At 59.7% G+C, this 18,533-nt stretch carries 19 protein-coding genes and 2 pseudogenes; 9 read left to right on the top strand and 12 right to left on the bottom strand.

The window, feature by feature from the left end; all coding sequences use genetic code 11:
- The first annotated feature begins 18 nt into the window (after positions 1-18).
- The 4 genes from LPJ38_RS07500 (at position 19) to LPJ38_RS07480 (ending at position 6,282) form a co-directional block, all read left to right on the top strand.
- Positions 19-1,148 (top strand): IS3-like element ISRj2 family transposase gene (locus LPJ38_RS07500; protein ID WP_085967575.1). Its coding sequence is split into 2 segments (ribosomal slippage): positions 19-271 and positions 271-1,148, totalling 1,131 coding nucleotides; the frame shifts between segments, so codons are not numbered across the junction.
- Between the two features lie 2,054 nt (positions 1,149-3,202).
- Positions 3,203-4,717 (top strand): IS21-like element ISBj11 family transposase, encoded by a 1,515-nt coding sequence (gene istA / locus LPJ38_RS07495; RefSeq protein WP_039228609.1) that lies wholly within the window; start codon positions 3,203-3,205, stop codon positions 4,715-4,717.
- Entirely contained in the window at positions 4,714-5,523 is an 810-nt protein-coding gene (istB, locus tag LPJ38_RS07490) for an IS21-like element ISBj11 family helper ATPase IstB (RefSeq protein WP_018270204.1), read from the top strand. Before istA ends, istB begins: the two co-directional genes overlap by 4 nt.
- 516 nt (positions 5,524-6,039) lie before the next feature.
- Positions 6,040-6,282, top strand: a complete 243-nt coding sequence (locus LPJ38_RS07480; protein ID WP_016847170.1) for a hypothetical protein — start codon at positions 6,040-6,042, stop codon at positions 6,280-6,282.
- Between the two features lie 724 nt (positions 6,283-7,006).
- Here the strand turns inward: LPJ38_RS07480 and LPJ38_RS07475 are convergent.
- From LPJ38_RS07475 to LPJ38_RS38445, 7 genes and pseudogenes are all read right to left on the bottom strand, one after another.
- The gene (locus LPJ38_RS07475) at positions 7,007-7,201 is read right to left on the bottom strand and encodes a hypothetical protein (protein ID WP_011090973.1); all 195 of its coding nucleotides are present in this window, start codon (positions 7,199-7,201) and stop codon (positions 7,007-7,009) included.
- A pseudogene (locus LPJ38_RS07470) lies at positions 7,198-7,387 on the bottom strand (hypothetical protein). Before LPJ38_RS07470 ends, LPJ38_RS07475 begins: the two are co-directional and overlap by 4 nt.
- 181 nt (positions 7,388-7,568) lie before the next feature.
- A complete protein-coding gene (locus tag LPJ38_RS07465) occupies positions 7,569-7,850 on the bottom strand; it encodes a hypothetical protein (protein WP_011090974.1) in 282 nt (93 codons plus the stop codon).
- Positions 7,851-8,612: 762 nt separating this feature from the next.
- The gene (locus tag LPJ38_RS07460; RefSeq protein WP_016847165.1) at positions 8,613-8,843 is read right to left on the bottom strand and encodes a hypothetical protein; all 231 of its coding nucleotides are present in this window, start codon (positions 8,841-8,843) and stop codon (positions 8,613-8,615) included.
- A gap of 291 nt (positions 8,844-9,134) precedes the next feature.
- Complete coding sequence (locus LPJ38_RS37920; protein WP_016847164.1) at positions 9,135-9,269, bottom strand: hypothetical protein; 135 nt, start codon at positions 9,267-9,269, stop codon at positions 9,135-9,137.
- 21 nt (positions 9,270-9,290) lie between these two features.
- The gene (locus tag LPJ38_RS07455) at positions 9,291-9,641 is read right to left on the bottom strand and encodes a hypothetical protein (protein WP_161170744.1); all 351 of its coding nucleotides are present in this window, start codon (positions 9,639-9,641) and stop codon (positions 9,291-9,293) included.
- A 9-nt stretch (positions 9,642-9,650) separates the two neighbouring features.
- Positions 9,651-9,788, bottom strand: a pseudogene (locus LPJ38_RS38445) (terminase small subunit); the annotation flags it as partial.
- A 336-nt stretch (positions 9,789-10,124) separates the two neighbouring features.
- On the opposite strand from LPJ38_RS38445, the gene LPJ38_RS07450 reads away from it, so the two are divergent.
- The 5 genes from LPJ38_RS07450 (at position 10,125) to LPJ38_RS07430 (ending at position 15,294) form a co-directional block, all read left to right on the top strand.
- Positions 10,125-10,550 (top strand): hypothetical protein, encoded by a 426-nt coding sequence (locus tag LPJ38_RS07450; RefSeq protein WP_223153798.1) that lies wholly within the window; start codon positions 10,125-10,127, stop codon positions 10,548-10,550.
- 359 nt (positions 10,551-10,909) lie between these two features.
- Positions 10,910-11,479: a helix-turn-helix transcriptional regulator gene (locus tag LPJ38_RS07445; RefSeq protein ID WP_016848068.1), complete on the top strand. Its 570-nt coding sequence runs from the start codon at positions 10,910-10,912 to the stop codon at positions 11,477-11,479.
- Between the two features lie 196 nt (positions 11,480-11,675).
- Positions 11,676-13,229, top strand: coding sequence for a phosphomannomutase/phosphoglucomutase (locus LPJ38_RS07440; RefSeq protein ID WP_049801880.1), 1,554 nt, complete (start codon positions 11,676-11,678; stop codon positions 13,227-13,229).
- Positions 13,230-13,270: 41 nt separating this feature from the next.
- Positions 13,271-13,489 carry a hypothetical protein gene (locus LPJ38_RS07435; protein WP_125459388.1) on the top strand — a complete coding sequence of 73 codons (219 nt, stop codon included), beginning with the start codon at positions 13,271-13,273 and terminating at the stop codon, positions 13,487-13,489.
- A 683-nt stretch (positions 13,490-14,172) separates the two neighbouring features.
- Positions 14,173-15,294, top strand: a complete 1,122-nt coding sequence (locus LPJ38_RS07430; RefSeq protein ID WP_011090981.1) for a LysR family transcriptional regulator — start codon at positions 14,173-14,175, stop codon at positions 15,292-15,294.
- On the opposite strand, the gene LPJ38_RS38095 is transcribed toward LPJ38_RS07430, so the two are convergent.
- The 5 genes from LPJ38_RS38095 to LPJ38_RS07410 all read right to left on the bottom strand — a co-directional run bounded on the left by LPJ38_RS38095 (position 15,258) and on the right by LPJ38_RS07410 (position 18,487).
- Complete coding sequence (locus tag LPJ38_RS38095) at positions 15,258-15,353, bottom strand: hypothetical protein (RefSeq protein ID WP_301309069.1); 96 nt, start codon at positions 15,351-15,353, stop codon at positions 15,258-15,260. The two genes, LPJ38_RS07430 and LPJ38_RS38095, sit on opposite strands and share 37 nt — an antisense overlap.
- 246 nt (positions 15,354-15,599) lie before the next feature.
- Positions 15,600-16,301 (bottom strand): MFS transporter, encoded by a 702-nt coding sequence (locus tag LPJ38_RS07425; protein ID WP_011090982.1) that lies wholly within the window; start codon positions 16,299-16,301, stop codon positions 15,600-15,602.
- The gene (locus LPJ38_RS07420) at positions 16,298-16,861 is read right to left on the bottom strand and encodes an MFS transporter (RefSeq protein WP_158644817.1); all 564 of its coding nucleotides are present in this window, start codon (positions 16,859-16,861) and stop codon (positions 16,298-16,300) included. Before LPJ38_RS07420 ends, LPJ38_RS07425 begins: the two co-directional genes overlap by 4 nt.
- 79 nt (positions 16,862-16,940) lie before the next feature.
- Positions 16,941-17,537: a ribbon-helix-helix domain-containing protein gene (locus LPJ38_RS07415; protein WP_161170741.1), complete on the bottom strand. Its 597-nt coding sequence runs from the start codon at positions 17,535-17,537 to the stop codon at positions 16,941-16,943.
- An 8-nt stretch (positions 17,538-17,545) separates the two neighbouring features.
- Complete coding sequence (locus LPJ38_RS07410) at positions 17,546-18,487, bottom strand: alpha/beta fold hydrolase (protein ID WP_011090985.1); 942 nt, start codon at positions 18,485-18,487, stop codon at positions 17,546-17,548.
- Positions 18,488-18,533 lie beyond the last annotated feature (46 nt).

Below are 18,533 nucleotides of genomic sequence, written 5' to 3'. Positions count from 1 at the left end.
TGCGAATCAGGAGCGAAGATGACGAAGAAGAGCCGCCGGACGCATTCTCCGGCATTCAAGGCGAAGGTTGCTTTGGCTGCGGTCAAAGGAGACAAGACACTGGCGGAGCTGGCGCAACTGTTTGATGTTCATCCGAACCAGATCACGATCTGGAAAAACCAGCTCCTGGAAGGCGCCGCCGGCGTGTTTGGGCATGACAAGACATCGGCCGAGACGCCGGTCGATTTGAAGGCGTTACATGCCAAGATCGGCGAGCTGGCGTTGGAAAACGATTTTTTGTCCGGCGCGCTCACCAAGGCGGGCCTGCTGAGCGCAAAGCGATGATCGACCGCGGTCATGATCTTTCTATCGTGCGCCAGGCGAAGGTCCTGAAGCTGGCTCGCAGCACGGTCTACTATGAACCTCGGCCAGTTTCGGCCGAGGACCTTGCCTTGATGCGTCGGCTCGATGAGCTGCATCTCGATTATCCCTTCGCGGGAGCGCGTATGCTGCGATCGTTGCTGCGGCGGGAGGGCGTATACGCCGGTCGCCGCCACATCGCGACGCTGATGAAGCGCATGGGGATCGAGGCGGTCTATCGTCGCCCGAACACGAGCAAGCCGGCTCCGGGTCACAAGATCTACCCGTACCTGTTGCGCGGATTGAAGATCGAGCGGCCCGACCATGCGTGGGCAATGGACATCACCTACATTCCGATGCGGCGTGGCTTCGTCTATCTCGCGGCGGTCGTCGATGTGTTCAGCCGACGGGTCCTGGCCCATCGCGTCTCGATCACAATGGAGGCGGCCTTCTGCGTCCAAGCGGTCCAGGAGGCGTTGGCGAAGCACGGCAGACCCGAGATTTTCAACACGGATCAGGGCAGCCAGTTCACCAGCCTCGAGTTCACCGATGTGCTGCTGGACGCGAAGATCGCCATCAGCATGGACGGCAAGGGCGCCTGGCGCGACAACGTGTTTGTCGAGCGGCTCTGGCGCACGGTCAAATACGAAGAAGTTTATCTCCGCGCCTACGACAGCGTGTCCGAGGCGCGAGCGTCAATTGCCAAGTATCTGGCCTTCTACAATCAGGGACGCCCTCACTCGAGCCTTGACGGGCGCACGCCCGACGAGGCTTACTTCGGCACGCAAGCTATGGTGATGGCCGCATGACCGTCGCCGACGATTTTGTCGTCGCTCTGGTCGGGCTACGCCCTCCCGACGCAACGACAAAATCGTAAAGCCCCGCGTTCAGCATAACCCGGCAGGAATCCACTTAAATCCAGCGCGGCGCTGTCCAAACAACCGGGGCCAGCTCTGAGGTCGAGGGCCGCGTCAAGGCGATCAGCGGTAACCGCAGACGCATTTAAAGTGGTCATGGGTGTGGGAATTTTCGGTTAGCGTTGCCGCTGAGCGGCTGCATTACCTCGGCTATGAGCCGATGACGGACAAGGTGTCCGTCAGGCAGTCACGGGCGCGCCCTCGAATCGCGCAACGTCGCCATGAGTGGTACATAGCAGAACGGGACCTCAACCGCAATACGAAAAGTCAAATCAAGTTTTGTTACAAGTTGTATAGTTATGGGTTTGCGCTCTACCGCCCCTCATCGACTCGTTAGTTTCGGTAGCCGAGTCGGCTACCGACCCAAAAAGTAGATACACCGCGTAGATACACGTCGAAACGGCAAGATTTTAACATATTGAAATATAATAGGAAATCTCATCATTACCTGTGGTTACATTCCGCTAGGGAGCGCCATTTAAAGAAAATAATACAATAAAATCAGCTAGATAGCCCCAGAGGGCCATTCATATTACACACCTGTTTGCACATCATTGGCATGATGACCGCAATGCTCTTTCTGTCGTCAGCGCCGCGAAGCGGCGGAATGCCGCCATTAAAAGCAGCCGATCTCCGAGTTGGGGCAGTCGCTCTCGAAATGGAGGATGGGGAGAAGCGGTAGTGGCACATCAAGCTGCATTGCCGCCAACTCTGCCGCCGCGTCTAATCGATCGTGAGGCCTCCGCAGCATATGCCTCGGTTAGCCCGAACACGTTTGACCTTCTCGTGACGGCGGGAAGCATGCCCAAGCCGCGGGTCATTCCGGGTACGAGACGACTGGCTTGGGACGTTCGCGAACTCGAGCGCGATCGACGCTCTGCCTCACCACGGGGAAGAGCACGCGACCGGCGTTGACGCCGATGTTGGTTGGGAGAGGTAGGCCATGCCTCGCAAACTGCCACCAAACGTCGAGCGCAACGTCGTCAAGGGGCATGCGTATCTGTCGTTTCGGATCGGAAAGGCTTGGCATCTGCCACAGTACGGGGACGCCTCAACACCTGCCGGCGCGACGCGGTTCAACCGCAAGGTTCGGCAGCAACAGAGATATGCCAAACAGCGCGCCGAGCGCCTGGCCGCGATGACGCCCCGACAGCGAGCGACGCACGACGCCTGGCACCGAGCCCGTCGCCCGGGCCTATGGGAGGCTATTTGGTTTTTTCTGAGATGAAGTGTCGACTATGCCTGTTCGGCCGAATGGTGGGATTGTCCCAACGACAGCCGCCGAATTAGAAGCGATGTTGGTTGGGGATCCTATCCGATGACGCGAAGACGCTCTTCGACGTCATTGTGTTCGACGGGTCAAATCCTGCGGCCTCGGTTACGCGAAAGTCTCGTAAGAAGGCTCGCAAATGAACCGTGGCTCGCTTCGCAATCGTCAGGCCGTCGCGTGGGCAATACTTCTTGCCGGCCTCGGGCTGTTCGTCGCGCTCTATCCTCCTTGGTAAGGGCCTTTGGGGAGGCCCTGCAAACGCCCGTTGATGTGGCCGAGGAAGCTGTCACATTACTTTGACGTACAGGTGCCAATTTTGTAGGCGCTGGGATTTCGGAGCCCAGACCGGAATACGCGGCGAACGCTGCCAAGCGAATATATTCCGCTTGTGCAGCGTTCAGGATCCTCTCAATTTCGGGAGTTCGGCGTGTTTGATGCTGAAATGACTGCGCTGCTCAGGGCGGTGCTCGACGAAGTTTGTGCCGCGCGGCGAACAGGATGGAAGTGGAGCGTCGACCATGATGAGAGGGCTACGCCGGGCTCGTGACGCAGGGAGGGCGTAGCCCGACCGGAGTTACGAGCCCGGCGTCGGCGCGATCCACAGCGGACCGCGCCGACTGGTGATCGCGGCCGGCTGGTTATGCAAGTGGTTCTTCCGCCAAGAGGAATCACTCGCGTGCCAGGCCGACACATTACCGATCACCAAATGAGGCTCTACATGAAGTACCGTCAGACCGATAGCCCACCCGTGGCCGCCGCCAAGGCTTCGTTCAGCACCTCGACCGCTTACCGGATCGAGAAGGATCGACGCCTTCCGTCGCAGAAGAAGGCTCCCCGCGGCCGTCGCCGGCCAGATCCCTTGGCCCGCGTATTTGAGACAGATATCGCGCCGATGCTGAAGGCCGCCCCCGGTGTGCGGCCGGTCACGATCTTCGAGGAGTTGCTCCGACGCCATCCCGAGCTCGGCGCCGGCATCCGTCGCACGCTGGAGCGCCGGATCCGGGCCTGGCGGGCGATCCACGGCGAGGAGCAGGAGGTCATCTTCCGCCAGACCCACGAACCCGGTCAGCGCGGCCTGTCCGACTTCACCGACATGGGCGAATTGGGTGTCACGATCGCGGGCGTACCGCTCGACCATCGTCTCTATCACTTCCGGCTGGCCTATTCCGGGTTTGAGCACGCCCATGTCGTGCTCGGCGGTGAGAGCTTCGTCGCTCTGGCCGAAGGCCTGCAGAATGCCTTGTGGTCACTCGGTGGGGCGCCACGGGAGCATCGCACCGACAGCCTGTCGGCCGCCTTTTGCAATCTCGACCGCGACGCCAAAGACGATCTGACGCGGCGATACGAAGACCTCTGTGCCCATTACGGCATGCGGCCTTCCCGCAACAATCGTGGCATCGCCCACGAGAACGGGGCGATCGAGAGTTCGCATGGTCATCTCAAGCGAGCGATCGGCGACGCGCTGTTGCTGCGTGGCACCGCCGACTTCGACGATCTAGCTGCCTATCGTGGCTTCATCGATGAGATCGCCAGCCGCCGCAATGCCCGCAACGCCAAGCGGATCGACAGTGAACGTAGCGCACTTCAGGATCTGCCGGACCGCCGCACGTCGGACTATGAAGAGGTGATCGTCCACGTGACGTCGTCCGGCGGCTTCACCTTGCGCAAGGTGTTCTACACGGTGCCGTCGCGCTTGATCGGCCATCGGCTGCGGGTGCGCCTGTATGACGATCACCTCGACGTGTTTGTCGGCGGCACGCATCTCCTCACCTTGCCGCGCGGGCGGCCGCATCCCAATGGCAAGCACGATCAGGTCGTCGATTATCGGCACGTGATCCATTCCTTGCGGCGCAAGCCGATGGCGCTCCTCAACCTGGTCTACCGCGACCAGCTGTTCCCCCGGGAAGCTTACCGCCGAGCCTTCGACGTCTTGCGCAAACGCTTACCGGACAAGAAGGCCTGCCGGATCATGGTCGATCTCCTCGCACTCGCCCATGAGCGCGGTTGCGAGGCCGAACTCGCCAATCAGCTCACGGCTGACCTGAACGACGGCCGGCTGCCCGACCTCAACCGGCTACGTACTCACTTCGCCCCGGATCCCGCCCAGGTGCCGAACGTCGTGGTACGCCTCGCACCGCTCGCCACCTATGAATGCCTCATCGGTACCGCCGAGATCGGAGGCGCCGCATGAGCACAACCAACGTAGTCGACACCGCGCGCCTCAATCTGTTGCTCAACGAGCTGCGGCTGCCCGCCATCAAGGCGCTGTGGCCGCAATTTGCCGAGCAATCCGATAAAGAAGGCTGGCCGGCGGCGCGCTTCCTCGCCACCATTGCCGAGCACGAGATCGCTGAGCGCGGCCGCCGCCGCATCGAGCGCCATCTCGTCGAGGCGCGGCTGCCTACCGGAAAGACCTTTGACAGCTTCGACTTCGAGGCCGTGCCGATGATCTCCAAGGCGCAAATGACCGCACTCGCCGCCGGCGACGGCTGGCTCGGCAAGGGCGCCAATCTGCTGCTGTTTGGTCCGCCCGGTGGAGGCAAGAGCCACTTGGCGGCAGCAATCGGCTTGGCCCTCATCGAGAACGGATGGCGCGTCCTGTTCACCCGCACCACCGATCTCGTGCAGAAGCTCCAGGTGGCTCGCCGCGAGCTCAACCTCGAGGGCGCCATCAACCGCCTCGATCGCTTCGATCTCGTCATCTTGGACGATCTTGCCTATGTCACCAAGGACCAGGCCGAGACCAGTGTGCTGTTCGAGCTCATCAGCGCACGCTACGAGCGACGCTCTTTGCTGATCACCGCCAATCAGCCCTTTGGAGAATGGAACAAGGTCTTTCCGGACCCAGCTATGACCCTCGCGGCGATCGATCGCCTTGTTCACCACGCCACCATCGTCGAGATGAACGTCGAGAGCTATCGCAGGCGGACTGCCCTCGAGCGAAAGCGTGGTCCAGGGCGGCCACCGGAGCACGCGACACAAAAAACGCTCGCTTGATTGACGCTCCGCGACAATCAAAGCAAACAAAACTCTTGCGCGCGACAATCATCGCGGCGATCATCATCGCGCCGCGACACTGACTCGCCATCCTGATCGCCGCGCTCTTCCGACCCAGATCGTCGCGCTATAAAGTTTGCGAAAATATTCCTGTAAGCGAAACGGGCGCCAGAGCGTACGTTGCTTCGAAGCTGCTCGATGCTGCGGCACATGGACAGCTCTCAACCGACGCGTTGAAAGCGGCGGGTCGCAAGGCCTTGAACCCACCAACGATGTGGCGCTGATTATCCGCTCCACATCACTCGATCACATCGTATTCGAAGGCGACGCCCTCCGGGTCGTTCTCCTCGAACCATCGTTCCGCGGCGTCCACCGTCGCGAAGACTTGATGTGATCGACGTCGCCGACCTGCTTGGCGGTGTTCACATAGACGCCCACCGTTGTGTTCCTTTTCAAAACTCGAGCCGGCGCTGTCCGTATCTAACCCAGTGTCCGAACCTGATTTAAGGGCCTAACATGGTAGAAGGCAAGCCAGCGGGGAAAGGCGATCCCACGTCCCGCGCGGGCAACAGGAAGGCTGAGCCATTGATCAACATTGCTGAGTGCCGCGAGCAGGCTAACCACTACAAGAGACTTTCTGGCGTGAGCGGCATTTCCAAGGATCGCGCCGCCGCCCTGAAAAACATCGCCCGAAGTTTCGTGGGTTTGGCTGGCCAGCTGGATAGACTGGCTTCCCGTGCGAGGAACGAGCAGAGGTAAGCAGCCTCAGCTGATGGCCTTAGTTACCAAGGTCGGCGGTTCTTTTTTTTGACCTTGGGAAATTTACGGTGGGCGCCGGTTCACGCTGGTGGGCCTAGCACTCCCGGCGCTCAAATCCGCAATTGGATCGGCAACCGGGAGCATTGGGGCTGGAATTGCCATGCCCAGCCATGTCGGCCCTCCAAGTGACAATACGTAGAAAACCGAAGTCCGGTAGTTGTCCGGACTCCATTTTCGGAACGGGGTGTTCTACTGAAGGAACACCGGCGCGATTTGAGCACTAATTTTTTTGTTATTCCGGGAATGCCGCAGTGGGGCTGGAACCACGCTGCGGCTTTTCCCATTCGGGGCGTACTGGTCCCAGCTGCGTTCCGTCGGGCAAACACTAACCTTTGACCCCTGCGGTAGCCTGCATCATAACTGTCACATGAAGAAAGGCGACGTGACGTGCCCTGATTGTTCGGCGGGATCTCGCCGGATCGAACTTGAATCCCGCAAGGGCAACGCCGGGCACTACAAGTGCCTGATCTGTGAGCGCGTCCTAGAGGTCTTCGACGGCTCCCGGGAGATTGCTTATCGGCTCGCCGTACAGCCGTCCGACTTGCATCCTGTGAGAGAGTAAGGCCGCCTCAGTTGGCGGCGCCTTATTGGTCCCTCTTCAGCTTGCGCCGGCCCCAGTGAGGCTCTTTGCCCTTCGGGTTAAACTCCGGGACGTGGTGGCGGTTCAATGCCCGCATGACCCCGATGCTGGCAAACATACTCGGGCCTCCACCTTCATCGCGGCTTGCCATTCCGATGCGGCGTGCTCTTTCTTCGGCGACGCGGCGATGTACTCGCCGGCGTCGAGCTGCGTCACCAGTATGCGATCGCCGATCGTGATCGGATCCTCGAAACGCCGACCCCAGCCTCGTTCCGTCATTCCTTCCGCTTCAGCTCAGGTCTCGCGGCAGCAATGGCGCGTTCAACCTCGTCGGCCAGAACTGTCAGATGCTCGGCCAGCCTTGTGAACATCTCGCTTCTTGGGTTCAGTAGCAAGATCGCGGATCAAGGCGCACTCGGCAGCATCCGTGCGGAGCTTTTCTAACTGAGCCTGCATGTCCTTCATTGCGACCGGTTCCGTTCCCGATGAGGAACTATACCGCTTTGGGCACAAGTGGACAGAACTGATTGCCGGTTTTTCCTATGCTCGTCACCACCTGGCGACCCCATTACCGCCAAGGTCACCTCCAACGGCCCCGGCCTCCACACTTCAAAAGCCCCCATGGCCGGGGCCGTTTTTAAGGTGGCTACCGATAGCCCATGTCGCCGATCGGCCCTTTTGCGTTCCAGTTGAAATCCGGTCGTACGTCTGCGCCGCGCCCGGCGCAGGCGGTGCAGACGAAGCGCGGCTCGACATCTGACAGCCGAACATCGTCGGGCCAGCGATCGGTGCCGAGCGCAACGTGACGGCCGCAGGGGCAATACATGAGGACGCCGCGCAAGCCCATCTCGCGCATCTCGCCAAAGGTGATCTTGATTGGCCGACCCTCGGCGTGCGTGGGCGTGTGGCGGCGGGCAGGGTGAGGCATGCCGAGATCCAACCGCTGCGCGGGCGACAGTCAAATTATCGATTACTGGTGGCTCGGACCGCGCGCGAGCTACTGCGCGTCGTGGGTGTGGAAAAGCGCTCACTGCGATCGACAGCGGTTTTGCGCCCGCCGGCCGAGGCGGTGAACGACGAGAGCGCGGGGCTTCGGTCCCGCGCCCAGATCAGCGGAAAATGGTTGTTCCTATATTGAAGGGCTGACGGATCCGCAGGGCTCATGGGTTAGGAGCACGTGCCCGTGCCAACATTCACGGTGCGTTTGGGCGAAGCCAATCAAGGCCAGGATAATCAAAGCCACTGCGACGCATCCGGCTACAACGTTCTGCATCATGGCTGCCACTCCAGGTAAACTGTGACTGGCTTACTCGGCCAGGCTCCGCCTCGCTGCCGCGCACCGCGCTGGGCGCCCGGTCACCGAGTGATCACCGCGGACGGTGACCGGGCGGACAAGCTATCTGGCGGGCCTTCTCAAAGCGGCGTGAGAATCTGCCAGATGACCACCAGCACCACGACCACCATCATGACGTAGATAATCCTACGGCCGGTCTGGTTTATTTGGCTCATCGGATCACCCTGCACGGTTTGCCCTTCTTGCGCAGTGGCCCGCCATCTGGTGTCGGCCCTCCGAGGTGCAAGGCCCACATGATGCCACCCCCCAGCTTGCGCCCGTCTACCTCGATCGGATCATCCTCGAACGGGCGCCCCAGCCTTGATCGGTCATTGCCACGGGCTGACACCGCCTGCGCTATCTGGCGAAACCGGAGTCTAGAAGCTTCAGAGTCGAAATCGGCCACTTGCCGTCGTGGCCACCGATCGAGATCCGGAGCCCGTGCACCTCGTCAAGGAAGACGTGATCAACCGTCCCCGCCTTACCGTCGGTCAGGATAGCCCCCCTGCCGATTAGCTCCGTCTCGGCAGCATGAAGTTCTCGAAGGATGTTCGTCGCTCGTTTGGTCCAGTCATCGGACATGGTCATGCCCTACGCGGCTGGCGGATTAGTGAAGATCAGTCAGAGCGGCAGATGCATTGAGGCCATCGGCGCTTCGCGCGAATCAGTGCCGCCAACCGTCCTTGTCGAGCTCGACCCTGAAACCTTCCGGCAGCCGCGGCGTCTCGCCTTCGGTCACGACTTGCAGCGCGGCTTACTTCGGTGGGCGCAAATCGCCTTGAAGCCACCGGCCATTGGAATGCATGGAATCTTCATGCGCTGCGAATGTCGTAAGTGCGTGATTGCAGACAGCGCAGCGAAACCTGTGCAAGTCCACGCTTAGGCTTGCTGACTGCGAATGTCGAGTTCGGCCGCGTCGATCAACGCTTTGGCGGCGGCAAATTGCCCAATTAGCGTGTCGAGAACGGCGGCTTGGGCTTGGATGGTGGCGATGTTGGCAGCGATTGTTGCCATGATGGAGCATTTCGTTTTTTGCTAGGTGGGATCGTAGTCGGTCGCAGCGAAGCCGCCGAACGACGGCCACGGTGCTGCGGGTTCAGGCGCGGGCATGATCGGCTTGTAAGCCGGCTTCGGCAGCGGCGGTGGTGGTGACGGCGGCGCAGGTGGTGCGGCTGGCGCTGGCTGCTCTACACGCGAAGGGAGAGGAGCAGACGCGACCTTCACGATCGGCGGAGCCGGAAGCGCTGGAAGAGATGCTGCGCGAGCCTTGGCGCGATCGATGCGCTCTCCCAGTCCTTCCAACAGGCTAAACTCAACCCGCTCCTGGAACGCATTGACGCGAACATGCTTGCCGATCAGCTCCAGGCGGCGCAGTCGATCACTCAACCTGATCTTCTTGACGTGACCGACTTGCCTACGCTCCTCGCCCGCCCCTTCGTATAGCGCGTCGATCTCGACACCGGCAACGAGGCCTTGCCGCCAAATTTCCGGCCAAGCGTCTATGGGCTTGAGGTCGCCGCGCTCGTCGTACAGGTCAGCAAGGTCGGCTTCAGCTTCATCGGCTAGCGGCGACGATGACGAGCAGGGCCCGTGAGTGCCTCGGGCAAACGAACAGCTCTCAGCTAGCGATCGGGCTTTGCGCGCCCCTCAGAATGTCTTGCTTTCGGCAGAACAGGGCGCAACATCTGGCTTGCCATATTCACTGTCCGGACGGCGCCCGCTGGATTCATTGTACGTTACGTACAGAAGCGGCGCGTTACGAACCCAATTGACCCTTCAGGGCTGTCCCTAGAGAAAGGACATCAAATCACAGCGCTCCGCGGAGTCAGCTATGCTCCACCGCAGGCACGCGGTTAAGGAGGAGAGGATTTGATTTCGAATGAGATTCTGCCGATGATCAGCGAAACGCTCGCCGCCATGCGAACCCACCGTAACCGCATCCACCGCTATCGCCGTTTGCTTGAAACAGAGGTCGCGGGGCTTGACCGCCAGTATGTCGAAAGACGTCTGTCCGAGGAGCGATGTGCTCTCGACGCGCTAGTCTCGGCTATTTTTCCCTTGGTTTTCAAGTTCCCAAAGGCATCTACGCCTCCTAGGGAGATCGAAAGCAGTGGCGTACCAGAGCCCGGAGCCACTCAGGGTGAAGCCCGCTCTGCGTTAGAGGGTTCGCGGCGCGAGGCAAAATCAGGAGGCGCGTTCAAGAGAGCCTGCCGTGATCAAATTCAGCACAAAAATGGGAAAGTTCGCCGGATTTGTGCAGGCAGGACTGCGAAGATCAGCGGCTTCTTCCTATGACTAGTTAGATTTTCACTTTTGCATCGATCGCGCAGCTCGAATGCCGGCGAAGAAGCGCTGAATTCGAACGGGCAAACGCAGCGAGCGCTTATTCATCGCGCGCCCGAAAGGTCCGTAGCCTACGGACTCAGTCTGAAACTCTAGAAATTAGTGCGAAACATATCTCAAATGGGACTGTCCACTTTGACGCACGCAGCTATAAGTTGAGACATGGGACGATGGCGTTTTCAGCATTAGTTATGCGAACCATTTTTTGAACTGTTGCTATGCTTGAGGGTGACGAGAGAACGGGGGCAGGTCCGAAAGGAGCTTTGTTTTGCCCGAGTGAATTGCGCATCGCTCGTGGGGAACGGCCCAGTATGATTGGTACGCTTGATCTATTGGGCCGGCCTGCGATTTTGATCGATCAGAATGGCTTCGTGGCGGCTGTCAACGACAACGCGTCGAAGCTTTTCGATGACGATCTATCGGTGAAGGGACGGCGTCTGTTTGCAGCGGATGCTCAGTCACGACTGAGGCTGGACCGACTGATCACTCAGGTCCGCTTTTTGTCTGGCAAACCGGGCCGTAGCACCTTGCAAACAGTTGTCACCCGGAGTCAGCGCCGGCCGATTGTCATTGATGCCATCGTTCAGGACTGGGAAAGTGCAGGCGATCCCCTCCTCCCGGACATGGGCGCCCTTCTGATCCTGACTGATCTGAATGAAATACCTCGCGTCTCGCAGAGCTCTGTCATGGAGATCTTTGGATTGACTCCCGCGCAGGCTCGTCTCGCATCGCTGCTGGTGGAGGGAAAGTCGCTGGAAGAAATTGCATTTTATATGAACATTTCGTCGGGGACAGCGCGAAACCATCTGAAAGCTGTCTTTTTGCGAACCGGGACCAGGCGGCAAGCTGAGCTAGTCTCGCTATTGTCCCGGCTTCTATAACCCCGCCCATCCAAACTGGCCGGCCGGCTGCATTCTTCTCGCTGTGCAGGTCAACGTTTCCTGGTTTTCGATGACGGAAAGCTGACCAAGACTTAGCCAACAAGCCTACCTTGTCCATTGTGTGATGCCCGCGATACCTCGGCCTGGGCATTCGCTATGGCGGCGGTCAATTCCTCGCATTTCTGAGATTGTCTCAATGTTCCCCAAGCCGAAATCCGTCTTGTTGCCCAACACCTATGCCTTCGAATCCGAGCCGATGGTGAAGGCCACGGGTTTTCGCGAATACGACGCGCGCTGGTTGTTCCAGAAGGAAATCAACCTGATGGGGATCCAGGCGCTCGGCATGGGGCTGGGCGCGCTGATTGCGGAGCTCGGCGTCAAGCAGGAGATCGTCACCGGCCATGATTTCCGCGGCTATTCGGCCTCGATCAAATATGCGCTGATTTCCGGCCTGATGGCTGCGGGCTGCAAGGTGCACGACATCGGGCTCGCGGTGACGCCGATGGCCTATTTCGCGCAGTTCGACCTCGACGTGCCCTGCTGCGCCATGGTCACGGCCTCGCACAACGACAATGGCTGGACCGGCGTGAAGATGGGCGCCAACCGCCCGCTGACCTTCGTCCCCGACGAGATGACGCGGCTGAAGGAAATCGTGCTCAACGCCGAATTCAAGAACAAGGCCGGCGGCTCCTACCAGTTCCACGAGAACTATCCGGCGCGCTACATCGCCGACCTCACCAGCCGTCCGAAGCTGACCCGCAAGCTCAAGGTCGTCGCGGCCCGCGGCAATGGCACGGCCGGCGCGTTCGCGCCGCAGGTGCTGGAGGCGATCGGCTGCGAGGTGATCCCGCTCGACACCGAGCTCGACCACACCTTCCCGAAATACAATCCGAATCCGGAAGACATGGAGATGCTGCACGCGATCCGCGATGCGGTGCTGCATCACAAGGCCGATGTCGGTCTCGGCTTCGACGGTGACGGCGATCGCTGCGGCGTCGTCGACAACACCGGCGAGGAAATCTTCGCCGACAAGGTCGGCGTGATGCTCGCCCGCGACATGTCGGCGATCCACAAGGACGCGCAGTTCATCGTCGACGTGAAGTCGACCGGCCTGTTCGTCACCGATCCCGTGCTGCAGAAGCAGGGCGCCAAGGTCGCTTATTGGAAGACCGGCCATTCCTACATGAAGCGCCGCACCCACGAGACGGGTGCGCTCGCGGGCTTCGAGAAGTCCGGCCACTTCTTCTTCAACAAGCCGTATGGGCGCGGCTATGACGACGGCCTGGTGTCGGCGCTCGCGATCTGCGACATGCTCGACCGCGCGCCGGGCAAGTCGATGGCCGATTTGAAGAACGCGCTGCCGAAAACCTGGTCGTCGCCGACCATGTCGCCGCATTGCGCCGACGAGACCAAGTACGGCGTCATCGACCAGGTGGTGAAGCATTTTGAAGGCTTGCAGGCCAAGGGCGCCAGGATCGGCGGCCAGGCGATCCGCGATCTCGTCACCGTCAACGGCGGACGCGTCACGGTCGAGGACGGCAGCTGGGGCCTGGTGCGCGCGTCCTCGAACAAGCCCGAGCTCGTCGTCGTGGTCGAGAGCCCGGTCTCCGAGCAGCGCATGCACGACATGTTCGAGATGGTGAACAGCGTGCTGCGCACGCATGCCGCGGTTGGGGAATACAATCAGAGGATCCAAGGTGGCCTTGCTGGGCCGATCCGGCAGGCGAGGACCGATACCGAATTTGACTAATTAAGCTCGTCCAAGTTTCCGTAATCTATTTGGAGCAAGCCGTGACAACCAATCTTGTTTCTTCAGGCACGACCACGCTCAGTTCAAACTCCTCCAACAACTATCTCGTCTATGGTTCTGGCGCGCTTGTAATTGCTGCCAGCGTCATGCTTCCGGGACAATCCCTAGCGGGGATGACACCGCCCCAGTCGCTGTATCCAACCGTTCGCGCCAGAAGGGTGGAGCAGATGAGAGCGTTTCGGGCAAGATTCATCGAATAGCCGCGAAAAACGGCGTGCGTCCTTGGCATTAATCCCTCCTGGGCTCTTCGACCCGTAATCCGCGCGCCCCTCCTCTTCCAGGGGCCGTAGTACTGAAAGGCTAATCGCCATTTTTTGGTCTCAAGCGCCCTTTCACGCTGAAGTTGGGTAAGATTGAGTTACCCCGAAAATCGGTAGCAGAAAAGGAATTGCGGATTAGAAGAAAGGCAAGGCGGGCAGCTAGGCCTTAACTTGGATAGGTGGGAGGCTTTCATCCCGATGATTCAGTTATACTTCTAGTTCGCTCAGGCCGCCTGAACTGTCGTCAAAAACCTGTCGACTTCGATCCTCAGTTGCGCGCCGTTGGCGGACAGCATTTAGGCGGACAACCAAGCTGACCTGAAGCTCAGTCGGTTTCTGTTGCCCTGTCGCAAAATTACCTCGTGTAGGATCACACGCTCGGTCACAAAAACGGATTTTCCCCGTTCTACCCATTTCAATCGAAAAGACTGCTTCTCGGGTCGTTCGGGAGGCTTTTTCATGATCGGGTTGGGTTGGCGATTGGTTCACTGTCATTTGGAATCATAGCAGTTTACCCGAAACATGAAGTTAGAAGAGCTTGCGCTTCTCGTGCCTCCAGCGAGCCTAGGTACCGAGCAAATGGCGGCAGGGTCTTAACCGGCCCGGAGGGCGGATGTCTTTTGATGGCCCTTTCGAGGCCGAATTGGCGGGTTGAAGCAGCGCAAGCAAATGAAAGGCAAACTTGCCAAACTTTTTTGGCTCCAGCCTCGCCCATTTTTGCGCTTGCCAAATTGGAAGATCCAGAAGCAGCGCAAGCAAATGGCGTGCGCCATTCAAGACAAAAATTGGTCAATTGGTCACCGGCAACTTACCCTAGGGTTTCGACCGTGCCTGTGGAATTTCGAGACCTGCGCTGGGCGATCGTCGCGTCCAAGCACCGAAGCCTCCGCCAAGCGGCAGAGGCGCTCAGAATCAAGCAACCCACTCTTAGTCGCGGCCTGCGCAATCTCGAATACAGGTTGGGCGTCACTCTGTTTAAGCGTACCAATGGCGGCACACGACCTACCGTTGAAGGGCAGGAATTCCTCGAAGCTGCCCGGCGTTTCGTTGATGAGACGGAAGCAATCACGGTTCGTGGCAAGAACCGCTCGCGTGGTGAGAGCGGCCGATTGACCATCGGCATCCACACTTCCCTGTCAGCCGGCAATCTCCGGGCCACTCTCATCGAGCACCGGCACCGCTTCCCCGATGTCGACAGACAACTGGTTGACGGAGCGAGCGACCATCTGATTTCGGATCTCGCCAGCTCCGCGATTGACGTCGCCTTTGTGGCCGGCCTCAGTCCAAGGTGGAGCGACAGGTCATTGTTGCTCTGGAGCGAGCGTGTCGTTGCCGCCCTCCCCGCGAACCATCCGCTGACAGGTCGTGACGTAATTCACTGGGGCGAACTGAGGCACGAATCGCTTTTGATGTCGCAGCGAGGCCCGGGACCGGAATTCCTGAAGCTCCTTGACAGCAAATTGGGGTCTTCCGATCCTTGCCCGCTGGTTCGCCATGATGTGGTGCTCGACCGTCTTCTCTCCTTGGTCGGCGTGGACTGGGGCATTCTACTGGTATTGGAAAGTGCGACGGGCGCAGTCTATCCGGGTGTCACCTTCCGCGAGGTGCATGATGCCGAGGGGCCGACGCGGCTGAGCTTGCGCGCTTATTGGCGGCAGGACAACGCTAATCCATCGCTGCGTCCGTTGCTCGACCTGCTTCGGGAGCGCTATCCTGATATTTCCGCTGCCCCAGATGCGAGCTGAACAGCATTTCGTCGGGCCTTCGCAAAGGCGCGGTCGGTTGCGATAAAGCGCCCAACCATTGGCGATCAACTTGGCAGCCTTGGTCGGCGTCGTCGCGCCGCCGCTACGCGTCAGAATCGGCATAGCTTTGAGATCCCTGAAGACTGCAGCATCTGTTCGAGCATCGGCATCGGGGTGTCACGATCACCCCTGGGGGGCGGCATTTCCTGGACGAGGTGCGTCGCGGTGTCGAACATTCGCCGGTGCTTGCTGTGATCGCTCACAGTCCCGGCAGGCTGAACCTTGGCTGCCGCCGACTCGCGCCCCTAATCGCTGAACCTAGCGCTCGTCGACGGCCGAAGCACCCACGGGAAAGCGAACCAGACCCATGCGATGATCTGAAGGACAAGATTGAGGAAAAAGGCTATCTGGTACGCGATCTCCGGATAATGCCCCGCCTGAGGCGTCCAATGTTCAAGGACGACGCCAGTGGCATATTGCAGGACAAACGCTCCACCGATATGGAACACGTTCAGCGCAGCATTGGCCCGTCCGGCAAGCTCTTTCGGGAAATAACTAGCCAGGATCGCATAGCTAAGCACCGTAGCTGCGCCGACGGCGGCCACAGCGGCCCACAGGACGTATGATGACAACGGCCATCGCAGGATAATCGCGAATTGCACGGCAATGAACATAAGGCCGACGACCGCGAGGAGCGCCTCTGTTCCAATGCCATAGCGACGCAGCCGATCAGCCAGAACGCCTAGCAGGAGCGCACCCAGGCTGAGCGCGACGGTCATGACAAGCAAATGTTGCACCAAAGCAGCGCGATCAAGTCCCTCGACGTCAGTGAACCACTGCGCTGCCCAAAGTCCCTGCAGCGCCCAGGCGGTGCCGACGGAAGTCGCTGATAGCGGCGCCAGACGCCAGAAATGCGGATCGGTATAAATCTTCTTCAAGCTGGCCACGGCTGTTCCACGCAGGACCGGCGTTGCCGATGCACTCTCCGGCACCAAGAGATAGATCATCGAGATAGATCATCGAGATAGATCATCGCCGAACAGCCGGCCGTGAAGACAGCTAACAATGCGAAGAGCGTCCTCCACCCAACCCAAGCCAGCAACCACTGCGCCGGCGAGGTCGTGGTGACTGCTCCCAATGCACCGAGCATGACCATCAGGCCGTTGAGAAACGGAAGACGGTCCTTCGGAAACCAGAGAACGAGGGCTTTCAATCCGGCGGTCAGGCTCGCGGCGACGCCGAGACCGAGTAGCGCCCGACCTAGAAGCAGCATGAGCAAATTGTCTGACGTAGCAAACAATGCGGCGCCGACCGCAGCAGCAACCAGCAGCACGCTCTGGATCAGCCGCGGACCATATCGATCCAGAAGGATGCCGACGGGTATCTGCGCTACCGCGAAGGTGAGAAAATAGACCGAAGTCAGCAAGCCAAGATCACCAGCGTCGAGCCCCAATTCCGATGTCAGGGGAGCGGCGATCAAAGCGTTGATTGTCCTGAAGAGGTACGAGAGGTAATAACCGACAGCAAAAGGTAGAAACACCCGCATGACAAGTGCGGAGACACCCATCACGTCTGCAACTGATCGTCGCGGCACGTAGGTGCGGCTTGGGCTAGGCGGCCGCGAATAAGGCGTGGTTTCAGCGCCGTTAGATCTCTCGCTGTAGCGGGATGTTGGTCCGGTCTGGAAAGGTTCGAATGCTGCCGCCCTCCCGCACGGCAGCATTCGGCTCTGACCCGCCATCAACCGTGTCGGACAGACGACGGTCTGGTTCTGAAGACCTGCAATTCGTGCGGCGATCCGCGCTTGCCGCAAGGTGGCTCGCCCAGCGGTTCTTATTCGTCACGAGGCGCCGGTTCATCGTCTCCCGGAGGAGGGATGTCCCCCGCTCAACACGACGTCCTACTTGCGCAGCGAACTCATCGAAGCGTTCTGAGCCCACCACAGTCGCCATATGCTGCTCTGCCGCCGATAACGAGGGCGTAACAGCCAAGTGAAAGCGCGCGTGAAGGGCGACGGCCTCATTCACCATCTTGAGATCGGCACCGAGACGCCCGATCTGATCGTTCAACTCAGTGAGGCGGCCTGCCACGATCGCGAAATGTTCAGCAGCGTTATCGGATTCGAGAAAGCTATCGAGCGCGGCTTCAATAAGTTCTGACTTTGTGACTCCCGTGCGTGTAGCCGCGGCGGTCAACCGCGTTGACATGGATTCGCTGAGATGAACGCCGGTCCGGGATTTCATGAGAGGACTCACTGTGAAGCGCCTGGAGTGTTGCAGTAACGGGCCACTGCCTTCGTGCGTGTATCGCACGTCATCTCAAGTTTCAGATCGGATTCAGCCTCAATTTCCGGATGCCCGCGGCGCCAGCTCCCACGCTCGACGGCGGCTAGAAAGCTGTCGAGCTGAGCATTGAATGCTGTCGGCTCTTCCAGATTGATGGTGTGGCCGGTGTTGGGACAGATCCAAAGACCGGCGTTGGGAAGCACTGCTTTCAGCATCAGGTTAGTCTCAAGGCAGGGCGCGTCTTCATCGCCCAGGGCCAGCAATACCGGTGTTCGCATCGTTGAGAACTGATCGGCCAGATCATGCAATGGCGGTCGCACCCCCTGACAGCGCGCCATCGTATTCGACATACCTAGCGGTGAGTGGTGACGCAGGCGTTCCTGGAACTCTTCCCAGCTCCGTGTGTCCTTGTATTTGAGTTGAATACGAGTCTGACCATGCGCCATTCTCCGGGCCATCGCGTCCATCCCGCGCTCGATGAAAGCCCGCGCGAGAATGGAGGTTTCTCTCGACCAGGCGTCCTGCTGGGAAGGAGCCGATCCGGATCCCACACCGGCCGCGACAATCGCGCTGGCTCTCTTCGGATAGCGTAATCCGAACTGCAAGGCGGCATATCCGCACATGCTCAATCCGACCAGGTGTGCGTGTTCGACAGCGAGGCCACGCATGACGGCGGCGATGTCGTTCACAGCGAGCTCCCAGCCATATAGCGTCGGATCGTCAGGAACGTCGCTGGGGGCATATCCGCGAGCGTTGAAAGTGATGCAGCGATAGGCACGAGAAAAGTAGCGAACCTGGGTTTTCCATCCGCGGCTATCTGAGCCGAACTCGTGCAGGAAAATGATCGGATGACCTTCCCCGGCTTCCTCAAAATAAAGCTTCACACCCGTGGCATCGATATATGGCATCTGACTTCCTGTTCACCTGAACGCGTCTACGTGAGCAAAATGCTGG

Origin of the sequence: Bradyrhizobium daqingense, assembly GCF_021044685.1 — a bacterium.
Lineage (GTDB): Bacteria > Pseudomonadota > Alphaproteobacteria > Rhizobiales > Xanthobacteraceae > Bradyrhizobium > Bradyrhizobium daqingense.
The sequence above is the reverse complement of the archived record's forward strand: the minus strand, read 5'-3'. Positions and strand labels throughout refer to the sequence as shown.

Coding starts and splice junctions, on each gene's coding strand:
- LPJ38_RS07415 (WP_161170741.1), bottom strand. CDS start 17,537: ATGAAATCCCGGACCGGCGTTCATCTCAGCGAATCCATGTCAACGCGG.
- LPJ38_RS07430 (WP_011090981.1), top strand. CDS start 14,173: ATGGCCCTTTCGAGGCCGAATTGGCGGGTTGAAGCAGCGCAAGCAAAT.
- LPJ38_RS07460 (WP_016847165.1), bottom strand. CDS start 8,843: ATGACCATGTCCGATGACTGGACCAAACGAGCGACGAACATCCTTCGA.
- LPJ38_RS07475 (WP_011090973.1), bottom strand. CDS start 7,201: ATGACGGAACGAGGCTGGGGTCGGCGTTTCGAGGATCCGATCACGATC.
- LPJ38_RS07465 (WP_011090974.1), bottom strand. CDS start 7,850: ATGCCTCACCCTGCCCGCCGCCACACGCCCACGCACGCCGAGGGTCGG.
- LPJ38_RS07425 (WP_011090982.1), bottom strand. CDS start 16,301: ATGATCTATCTCTTGGTGCCGGAGAGTGCATCGGCAACGCCGGTCCTG.
- LPJ38_RS07480 (WP_016847170.1), top strand. CDS start 6,040: ATGGTAGAAGGCAAGCCAGCGGGGAAAGGCGATCCCACGTCCCGCGCG.
- LPJ38_RS07440 (WP_049801880.1), top strand. CDS start 11,676: ATGTTCCCCAAGCCGAAATCCGTCTTGTTGCCCAACACCTATGCCTTC.
- LPJ38_RS07445 (WP_016848068.1), top strand. CDS start 10,910: ATGATTGGTACGCTTGATCTATTGGGCCGGCCTGCGATTTTGATCGAT.
- LPJ38_RS07420 (WP_158644817.1), bottom strand. CDS start 16,861: ATGGGTGTCTCCGCACTTGTCATGCGGGTGTTTCTACCTTTTGCTGTC.
- LPJ38_RS38095 (WP_301309069.1), bottom strand. CDS start 15,353: ATGGTTGGGCGCTTTATCGCAACCGACCGCGCCTTTGCGAAGGCCCGA.
- LPJ38_RS07410 (WP_011090985.1), bottom strand. CDS start 18,487: ATGCCATATATCGATGCCACGGGTGTGAAGCTTTATTTTGAGGAAGCC.
- istB (WP_018270204.1), top strand. CDS start 4,714: ATGAGCACAACCAACGTAGTCGACACCGCGCGCCTCAATCTGTTGCTC.
- LPJ38_RS37920 (WP_016847164.1), bottom strand. CDS start 9,269: ATGGCAACAATCGCTGCCAACATCGCCACCATCCAAGCCCAAGCCGCC.